General features: G+C 40.9%; 6 protein-coding genes. 2 read left to right on the top strand and 4 right to left on the bottom strand.

Annotation, left to right across the window (positions count from 1 at the left end; all coding sequences use genetic code 11):
* Positions 1-81 precede the first annotated feature (81 nt).
* Entirely contained in the window at positions 82-1,851 is a 1,770-nt protein-coding gene (locus FFM66_RS04220) for an ABC transporter ATP-binding protein (RefSeq protein ID WP_137605074.1), read from the bottom strand.
* Between the two features lie 2 nt (positions 1,852-1,853).
* Positions 1,854-3,566 (bottom strand): ABC transporter ATP-binding protein, encoded by a 1,713-nt coding sequence (locus tag FFM66_RS04215; protein WP_048604956.1) that lies wholly within the window; start codon positions 3,564-3,566, stop codon positions 1,854-1,856.
* 130 nt (positions 3,567-3,696) lie between these two features.
* Here FFM66_RS04215 and FFM66_RS04210 point away from each other — a divergent pair, with 130 nt between their 5' ends.
* Positions 3,697-4,371 carry a TetR family transcriptional regulator gene (locus FFM66_RS04210; RefSeq protein WP_137605073.1) on the top strand — a complete coding sequence of 225 codons (675 nt, stop codon included), beginning with the start codon at positions 3,697-3,699 and terminating at the stop codon, positions 4,369-4,371.
* Between the two features lie 100 nt (positions 4,372-4,471).
* Positions 4,472-6,334 (top strand): ABC transporter ATP-binding protein, encoded by a 1,863-nt coding sequence (locus FFM66_RS04205; RefSeq protein ID WP_212741314.1) that lies wholly within the window; start codon positions 4,472-4,474, stop codon positions 6,332-6,334.
* Positions 6,335-6,390: 56 nt separating this feature from the next.
* Here the strand turns inward: FFM66_RS04205 and glyS are convergent, their stop codons facing one another.
* Complete coding sequence (glyS, locus tag FFM66_RS04200; protein ID WP_137605072.1) at positions 6,391-8,457, bottom strand: glycine--tRNA ligase subunit beta; 2,067 nt, start codon at positions 8,455-8,457, stop codon at positions 6,391-6,393.
* A gap of 1 nt (position 8,458) precedes the next feature.
* The gene (glyQ, locus tag FFM66_RS04195; protein ID WP_048604953.1) at positions 8,459-9,373 is read right to left on the bottom strand and encodes a glycine--tRNA ligase subunit alpha; all 915 of its coding nucleotides are present in this window, start codon (positions 9,371-9,373) and stop codon (positions 8,459-8,461) included.
* Positions 9,374-9,840 lie beyond the last annotated feature (467 nt).

Here is a 9,840-nt window from a genome sequence, read left to right as displayed (position 1 = left end):
AAACAGACGACCGAAAATTCTTTTTACGATTTTCGGTCGTCTGTTTTATGATTCTTGGGACTTATGTCCCAAGCTCTTTCTTTATTCAAAAACAAATTGATTGTAGTAAAGCTCTGCATAAAATCCTTTTTGTTGCAGCAATTCATGATGATTGCCTTCTTCAATCACCTCACCATCCCGCAAAACGACAATACGGTCGGCATTTAGAATTGTTTTTAAGCGATGGGCGATCACAAAGCTGGTCCTTCCTTTGATTGCTTCGTCCATTGCCTTTTGAATCTTGGCTTCTGTTACCGTGTCAACATTACTGGTGGCTTCATCCAAAATCAAAAGGGCGGGATTGGTAATGATCGTCCGGGCAATACTAATCAACTGTTTCTGACCAGTACTAAAGAGATTATTTTCCTCAGTGATTTCTGTTTGGTACCCTTGCTCCAAGTCCATGATAAAGTCGTGGATATTGGCTTGCTTGGCTGCTGCGATCACTTCTTCATCGGTTGCTTCCGGCTTACCAAAAGCAATATTTTCTTTGATCGTTCCTGAGAAAAGAACTGAATCTTGTAAAACGATTCCGACATGCTCTCGCAAACTTTCCAAGTCCAATGTCCGAATATCGGTTCCATCAAAAGTTACTGAACCACTGTTTACATCATAGAAGCGATTTAACAGATTCATAATGGTCGTTTTTCCTGAACCCGTTGGTCCAACCAACGCAATCATTTCTCCTTTGTTCACTTTGATCGAGACATCTTTTAAAATCAAACGATCACTATCATAGCCGAAATCGACATGATTCAAAGCAACGGACTCTGTTACAGATTGAACTTTTCCACCATTTTCCGGTTTGACTTCTTCTGGCTCATCAAACATTTCATTTAGTCGGCGTGCACCAGTAACAGCTAATTGGATCATGCTATATCCGGAAGAAATCTGCATTAACGGTTGATAGTATTGTTGGGAATATTGAACAAAGGTCACTACAAGCCCTAACGCAACGGAGCGTTCTAAGTCACCGTTCAATGCCAGCCATCCGCCAAAGAAAATCACGATGGCGGTATTTACCAACGCCATTCCCTGCATCATAGGAAACAATAAACCGGAATAAACTTGTCCTTTATAAGTAGCTGCTCGAACTTTTTGATTGTGTTCGACAAAACCTGCAATTGTTTCTTCTTGCAAACCATTAGTGATGATAATTCGTTGACCGCTGATTTTTTCATCCATATAACCGTTTAATTTTCCCACTTCATCTTGTTGCAGGTCAACATATTTACGGGCTTTACGGATCACGATAACTGCAATCAAAACGGCAACTGGTGTAGACGCAATCGTTGCCCATGCCAGTTCAACATTTTGTCGAAACATCATGATCAAAATACCGATCAACAACACGCCATTTGTCAAAAATTGCAGCAACGCTTGGTTCAAACTGTTTTGAATATTATCTAAATCACTGGTAAACCGACTCAAAATTTCTCCGTCTTGATGCGAATCAAAAAAGCGAATCGTTAATTTTTCCAGCTTATTGAACAAACCAATCCGCATCCGATTCGTCGATTTCCCAACCACTTGAGTGAAAAGGATACTGTAAACAAAACTCGCGGCACTAGCTAAAACGTAAAACAGCAACAACTTCCAAATTACAGCAATAAACTTGCTCTTGTCATCAACCCCCTGCATCAGCCCACCGATATAAGCAGCCAACTCATTGAAGGCATCTCCGATATATTGCGGTGCTTTTACTTGTAGATAGGTTGCAATAATGACCGTCACGAAAATAAAGAAAAAGGAGAGCTTGTACCGTTTCAAATAATGGTAGAAAAATTTACTTGCTTTCACTAAATCTGTCATGGCTACTCCTCCGTTCCTTTTTGTGTTTCAAAAATTTCTTGGTAAATCGGATTGGTTGCGGCTAATTCCTCGTGGGTTCCTTCTCCGACTAATTGTCCTTTGTCCAATACCAAAATACGATCTGCTTTCACCACTGAAGCAATCTTTTGAGCAATAACAATCGTGGTGGTATCTTCTAACTCGTGATCCAAGGCTTCACGAACCAATTTTTCAGATCGTGCATCCAACGCGCTAGTAGAGTCATCCAAAATCAAGATTTTAGGATCACCGATTACGCCTCGAGAAATTGAAAGCCGTTGTTTTTGTCCGCCAGAAAAATTATTGCTGCGTTCAGCAACCGGTGCTTCGTATTGATCTGCCAGCTTTTCAATAAATTCTCTTGCTTGAGCGATTTGTGTAGCACGAGTCATGTCCGGTTCGGTGGCATCTTTTTTTCCTTGACGCAGGTTTTGAGCAATCGTTCCTGAAAAAAGGATCGCTTTTTGCAATACGAAGGAAACTGTATGGTGTAAACTGCGTTCATTGACTTTTTTCAAATCAATGCCTCCAATTTTGATCGTTCCTTCCGTTGGATCAAACAAACGAGGAATCAATTGTGCCAAGGTAGATTTCCCGGCACCCGTTGCACCGACGATTCCAATCATTTCACCTGGCTTGATTTGGAAACTAAGATCCTTCAATGTATCTGCATCATCACCGGGATAACGGAAAGAAACGTGTTCAAAAGAAACACTGCCGTCTAGTGCTTGTTCAGGAACATCCGGATAGGTGATGTCTGGTTCGGTGGCTAAAATTTCTTTGATCCGCTTCAAGGAAACTGCGGCTCTTGAGGTCATCATCATCATCATTCCACCGATAATGATTGCCATCATAATCTGCATCAAATAATTCATGAAAGAAGCGATTCCGCCAATCATGGTTGGATCATCTTTTGCCAAATCACTGACAAAGAAAATCGCACCAACAACAGCTAAATTTGCTGCCAACATAAAGGATGGGATCATTACTGAAAATAATGTTCCTACAATGATATTGTGTTCCGTCAGTTTGTCACTGACTTTCGAAAAGCCCGCCAACTGATTTCTTTCTTGAACAAATGATTTTACTACACGAATGCCCAAGAGATTTTCTTTGGCAATACTGTTCACTTTATCGATCAAATTTTGAATAATCATGAAATGCTTGCCCATTTGTGTGAAGGATAATGCGGTGATAATCAAAACAGCAACGATCAGCACAACAATAATCCACCACAGTTGTGGCAAAGTATACATTGCTAAAATAAAGCTTCCGATAAATAAAAACGGAATGCGAAATAAAGATTGCAATGCGATCATAATCAGATTCTGGATTTGAGTTACGTCATTTGTTAAACGCACCACGAGATTTCCAGCGGAGAACTCTTCAATATTTCCAAATGAAAAGGTCTGGATTTTGCGGAAGGTCTCCTCTCGAATATCTGCACTGACTCCTTGAGCGACCTTTGCTGAAAATATGGTATTAAATACGCCGGCAATCAGCCCCAAAACAGCTAATCCGATCAAATAAATTCCTAATTCCTTCATTTTGTCGTTGTCTTCCAGCATGATTGCTTCCAATACTTGCTGAAGCAATTTTGGCTGCCATAAAGATGCCACGACCATCACTGCAACAGAAACCAGTGAAATTAAGACGGGTGCTTTATAATTCTTCACATGCTTCATAATTAAATCCATTGGCGCTAACCCCCTTTATAAAATTGACAGTCTTTATTTAACACTGTAAAATAAGACCGGGTAATAATTTACCATGTTTGAAAATTTTATGCAAGAAGAATGCAATAAAAAAAGAAAAAAGGATGAGATTATGGAACCGAAGCTTTCAAAAGAACGAATTATTCACGCTGCCTTTGATCTTTTAGCAGAAAAACAGACCATTGCCGGTCTTTCTATGCGTACCCTCGCAGTAAAATTAGACATCAAAGCACCGGCTCTTTATTGGTATTTCAAAAATAAACAAAGCCTTCTGCAAGCGATGGCAGAAGTCATGGAGGATCACTTAGTTTTGCCGGATTCTTCTTTGCCATGGAATCAACAAATCGCTGCCTTTATGGCAAACTACTATGATTTGTATACTGAATTTCCCTGCGGCGCAGAATTGGAGATCCATACGATTCCGGCTTTTCCCAGTCGCCTTCTCCATCTTCAGCAAATGATGACGCTGCTTAAAGAGGCTGGCTTTTCCATTAAGCAAAGTCACAATACGATCAATGCGTTGCATCATCAGTTGATTGGTCAATTGATGGATCAGCAGCAAGAGGCTCTTTTGAAACAAGAGGTATTACGCGGAAAAAAAGATATGCAGGAATACGTGCAGTTTATGCATCATTTCACCAAAGAACACCAGTTGCGAGATATGGCCTCAGTACTTGCTAATCGCCAAAAAGAAAATCCTAAGCAAGATTTTTTGACTGGTGTCGCGATCTATCTCGATGGACTGACCAAATTTTTAGAAAATAAACACAAGGAGAAATCTGAATAGCGGATTTCTTTTTTTTACAAAAAACAAATTAATGCCTAAACCCGTGCTAACAGCTTTCTGCATTTGGTGATGCTATACTGAATAAGAAGGGGGAATTTTTATGGCACAAGGTGGTTTTGGCATGCGTTCCTTTACGAAAGACAACTCCGTCAAAGGAACAAAATTAAAAAAAGGTACGACCAAACGAGTATTGACCTACGCTGCACCCTACAAATGGTTGCTGGCACTTTTTCTTTTCCTAATTATGCTGAATGCTGCAATCGGCGCACTGACACCTTTGATTTTAAAAACAATTATCGATACAGGAATCACAAACGGGGATATTCCCTACATCGTAAACTTTTCCTTATTGGCAGGAGGTTTGGCGATTGCCAGTGCCTTTTTGACGTTAGGTGAACGGTGGCTTTCCTCGAAGATCGGTGAAGGGGTTATTTTTGATTTACAAACTCAATTATTCCAACATATCCAAAAAATGTCCTTATCCTTTTTTTCTCGAACAAAAACCGGGGCCTTGGTGCAACGAATCAATGGAGATGTAACTGGCGCCCAGGCAGTTTTCACCCAAACCTTATCCAGTATTTTCAGTAATACGTTATCCGTCACCTTCGTTTTGATTGCGATGTTTTCTATGTCTTGGCAGCTGACACTGGTAGCCCTGCTACTGGTACCGGCATTTATTATCCCTGCCCGAATCGTTGGACCGAAGCTAGCGAAATTAATGCGAGAATCCTATGATTTAAAAGCAGAAGCCAATCAATTATCAAATGAACGCTTTAATGTTGCCGGGGCACAACTTGCTAAAACTTATGGCACTCCGGAAAGCGATGCCCAGCAGTATTCTGAACAAATTCGCAAAGTCCGGGATTTAAGTATCAAGCAAACTTTAACAGGGTCTCTTATGCGGGTGACGATCGGTACGGTCAGCGCTTTGTCAGTCGCTGTTGTTTACGGCTTGGGTGGTGTGCTGGCAGTCAGAGGTACCTTGACCGTCGGAATTGTTGTGGCGTTAGCCTCTTATTTGAATCGCTTGTATGCCCCAATCACTTCATTATCGAATGTTCAAGTAGATGTATTGACGGCGATGGTCAGTTTTGAACGAGTTTTCGAAATTTTAGATTTAGAGCCGAGTGTTAAAGAATTACCGAATGCCCAACCATTGACAGATTATGTAAAACAAAATGGCGGAAGCGTTACGTTTGATCAAGTTGATTTTCGTTACCCGACCGTCAAAGAAGTTTCTCTGGCTTCTTTAGAATTGATGCCGGGAGCCGAACGGGAATCGGAGGAACCGATTTTGAAAAATGTTTCCTTTACGATCCAACCTGGACACATGACTGCACTAGTCGGTCCCAGTGGCGCCGGTAAATCAACTCTATCTCAACTACTAACACGCATGTACGATCCACAACAAGGAGAAATCAGAATCGGCGAGTTTCCTTTAAAAAATGCAACCTTGGATTCGGTGCGGCAAACCATCGGTGTCGTCAGTCAAGATGCTCACATGTTTCATGACACGATTGCAAATAATCTTCGCTATGCCAAACCAGATGCGACACCTTCAGAAATTGAAGAAGCATTGAAAGAGGCCTATATTTGGGAACTCATTTCTTCCTTGCCGGAGGGAATTGATACAGTGATTGGTGATCGCGGCTATCGATTATCCGGTGGTGAGCGCCAACGATTGGCGATTGCCCGCTTACTGTTAAAAGCACCAGCTATCGTGATTTTGGACGAAGCCACTGCGCATTTGGATTCTGAAAGTGAGCATTATATCCAAGAAGCACTAAAAACTGCGCTGGCGGGGCGAACGTCCTTAGTCATCGCCCACCGCCTTTCCACTGTACGAGAAGCAGATCAGATTCTGGTTTTAGAAAAAGGCCGAATTCTTCAGATGGGAACCCATGAAAAATTGATCCAAGAATCCGGTCTTTATCGAGAGTTGTATCATTTACAATTTGAATGATTTTTTCCAGATAAAAACCCATGACACCCACATATTTATGGGAGTCACGGGTTTTTTTATTTTGTGACTAAGGCATCCAAACTAGCAACTGCTAAAGCCATTTTTCGAATTTTTTGCAATTGTGCCAAACGATTATTCCGTACAGCTTCGTCTTCCACCATTACCATGGTTTCGTCAAAATATTGTTCAATCAATGGTCGCAACGCTGTCAATGCAGCGTAATTTTCTTCCATTGTTTGTTGAGCAAATTTCGTTTCCAATTGTGCGACTGCTTGATACAATTCTTTTTCTGCTTGATTTTCAAACAGTGCTTCGTTGATTTCAGCTTTTTCCGTTTTTTTAGCTAAATTGATTACACGCGTCAACGCTTCAATCGATGGTTTAAAATCTTGATCTTCCAAATGAGTATGCAGCATCTTTGCCGCTGCGAATAATTGAGTCATATCTTTTTGTTCCGCATTGATTACAGCATCAATTACATCATGACGAATGTTTTTGGTTGTCAGGAATTGACGCAGACGTCCTTTGATAAAATCAATGACTTCCTGTTGACCCTTTTCCAATTTGATTCCATACAATGCTTCATCTTGATTAATTTTTTCGTCAATCACTTCTTGCAAAGCCGCGATTGGGAAACGCCAGCCTTTGTTTTCGATGATTCGCACGATACCATAGGTTTGACGACGCAATGCATACGGATCGTTGGAACCACTTGGTATCATTCCCACTGCAAAGAAGGAGAACAAGCTGTCCAATTTATCGGCAATAGCTAATACTGCACCAATTGCTGATTCTGGCAATTCCCCTTCGCTGGAAATTGGTAAATAATGTTCGCGAATTGCTTGGGCAACAGCCGATGTTTCTCCTTGCAATAGCGCATATTTTTCACCCATGATTCCTTGCAATTCAGGAAATTCTCCCACCATATTGGTAACCAAGTCGAACTTGTAGATTTCAGCTGCTCGGGCTAAATCCGTTAATTCTGCATCAGACAAGCCGACCGTTTCACCGATGATTTGGCTGGCAACAGCAACCCGTTGCATTTTTTCATAGATACTGCCGATTTTTTCATGGAAAGTAACATGTTTTAATTTTTCCACGCATTGATCAATCGTTAATTTTTTATCTTCTTTATAGAAAAATTCCGCATCTTCTAAACGAGCTGTCAGAACTTTTTCATTTCCTTTAATCACGTTATCGATTTTTACACGATCACCGTTACGAACGGAAATAAAATGCGGCAACAACAAGCCCTCTGAATTACGAACATCGAAATACCGTTGATGCTCTTTCATGGAAGTAACCAATACCTCTTCTGGAACAGAAAGATAGTTTTCCGCAAAATTTCCGACAAAAGCAGTTGGATATTCCACTAGATTGGCAACTTCTTCCAACAACTCTTCATCCAACGCGATAACCCACTTATTTTCCTCTGCAATAACTTGGATTTGATCGGTAATCATTTTTTTCCGCTTCACAGGATCAGCAATCACAAATTGCTCTGCTAATTTTGTTTCATACTCATCCGCATGAGCAAAAGTTACCTCTTCACCAAGAAAACGGTGCCCGCGGGAATGACGGTTGGTTTTGACATCCAAAATTTCAAAAGGGATGACTTCCTCATCTAAAAGCGCTACAATCCAATGAATTGGACGAATATAGGTGAAATCATAGTTGCTCCAATGCATTGTTACTGGGAAAGTCAGACTTGTGATGACTTCTTTCAACCCAGTTAACACTTCTTTCGCTGTTTTTCCTTTGGTTTTTTTCGTAACATAGACGTATTCCACACCCTTTAACTCTTTAAAGGTGATTGCTTCCGTCGTCACTCCTTGCCTCCGAACAAATCCTTGGGCAGCTTTTGTCCAGTTTCCCTCTGCATCCAAAGCAATTTTTTTCGCTGGACCTTTCACTTCTTCTTGGGTATCTTCTTGTTTTTCAGCAAGATTGGTCACATGGATTGCTAACCGTCTCGGAGTTGAAAATGCCCGAATTGTTTCAAAGGCTAAATGATGATCCGCTAAAAAGGCAACGATTTTATTCTCTAACTGTTGCATACTTGGGGTGACGATATGTGCAGGAATTTCTTCCAAACCAATTTCAAGCAATAGATTTTTCGCCATTTTATTTTTCCTCCTTGATTAGTTCTGCGGCAACCTCAGGATCCAACAAGGGATATCCTAGTTTTTTCCGTTCGGCAACAAAAATTTTCGCTACCGCCCGAGCCATGTTACGGATTCGTGCCAAATAACCTGCACGCTCTGTCACGGAAACAGCCCCCCGCGCATCAAGCAGATTAAAGGTATGGCTGCATTTTAAAATGTAATCATAGGCTGGATGCACCAAGTCTTGATCGATACAGCGTTTTGCTTCTGCTTCAAATTTATCAAAATTTTCTAGCAACATGTCTTGATTACTGATTTCAAAGGAATATTTAGAATGCTCATATTCTGGTTGTTTGAAAATTTCGCCATATTTTACGCCATCCGCCCATTCCAGATCATAGACACTTTCGACTTCCTGAATATATGAGGCCAAACGTTCCAAGCCATAAGTAATTTCTGACGTTACCGGTTTGCAAGGCAGTCCGCCCACTTGTTGGAAATAGGTAAATTGGGTAATTTCCATTCCGTCCAGCCAAACTTCCCAGCCTAAGCCGGCACACCCCATCGAAGGATTTTCCCAGTTGTCTTCAACAAAACGGATGTCATGTTCTAATGGATCAATCCCTAAAAGTTGCAAACTTTCCAAATAAAGTTCTTGAATATTTTCTGGTGATGGTTTCATCACTACTTGAAATTGATGGTGTTGGTACAACCGATTCGGATTTTCTCCATAACGGCCGTCTGCCGGACGACGAGAAGGCTCTACATAAGCCGCATTCCAAGGCTCCGGTCCAATCGCCCGCAAAAAAGTATACGGGCTCATGGTTCCCGCCCCTTTTTCTGTGTCATAGGCCTGCATCAACATGCACCCATTGTCTGACCAAAATTTTTGCAGTGTTAAAATAATGTTTTGAACGGTCATTTTTGTTTTCATTTTCTTGCTCCCTTCTTAACTCCTGAACTATTTATTTTCTATGTGCCGAAAATTTTTACAAATAAAAAAGTCCCTATGTCTATAAATAGACATAGGGACGAAAAAATTCGCGGTTCCACCCTACTTCCGAGAATTCCTCGGCAGCTTTGTTTAAACAGCTCCATAGTGCCTTCACCTACACTTGACTTTCTGACTTCCACTGTCTCAGAATCGCTTTGAATCAATACCTGCAAGCTACTTATTCTATATCAACGCTGTAATTAATGTTGAATAAAGAATACCCTCAATCGTAAGATTTGTCAATAGAATCCCATCATGTGTTCCCGGTCTCGTTGCAACTGATGTTTCCTAAAAAATTAACATTTAATTAAACAACGTCCATTTTCAACTAAGCATTACTTCTACCAAGCCTTTACCTGATGAACTAAAATAGAAAAGCTTCTATCAAACGAAGAAACGAGGGAAAA

The sequence above is a fragment of the Enterococcus songbeiensis genome (assembly GCF_005405265.1).
GTDB lineage: Bacteria > Bacillota > Bacilli > Lactobacillales > Enterococcaceae > Enterococcus_C > Enterococcus_C songbeiensis.
The sequence above is the reverse complement of the archived record's forward strand: the minus strand, read 5'-3'. Positions and strand labels throughout refer to the sequence as shown.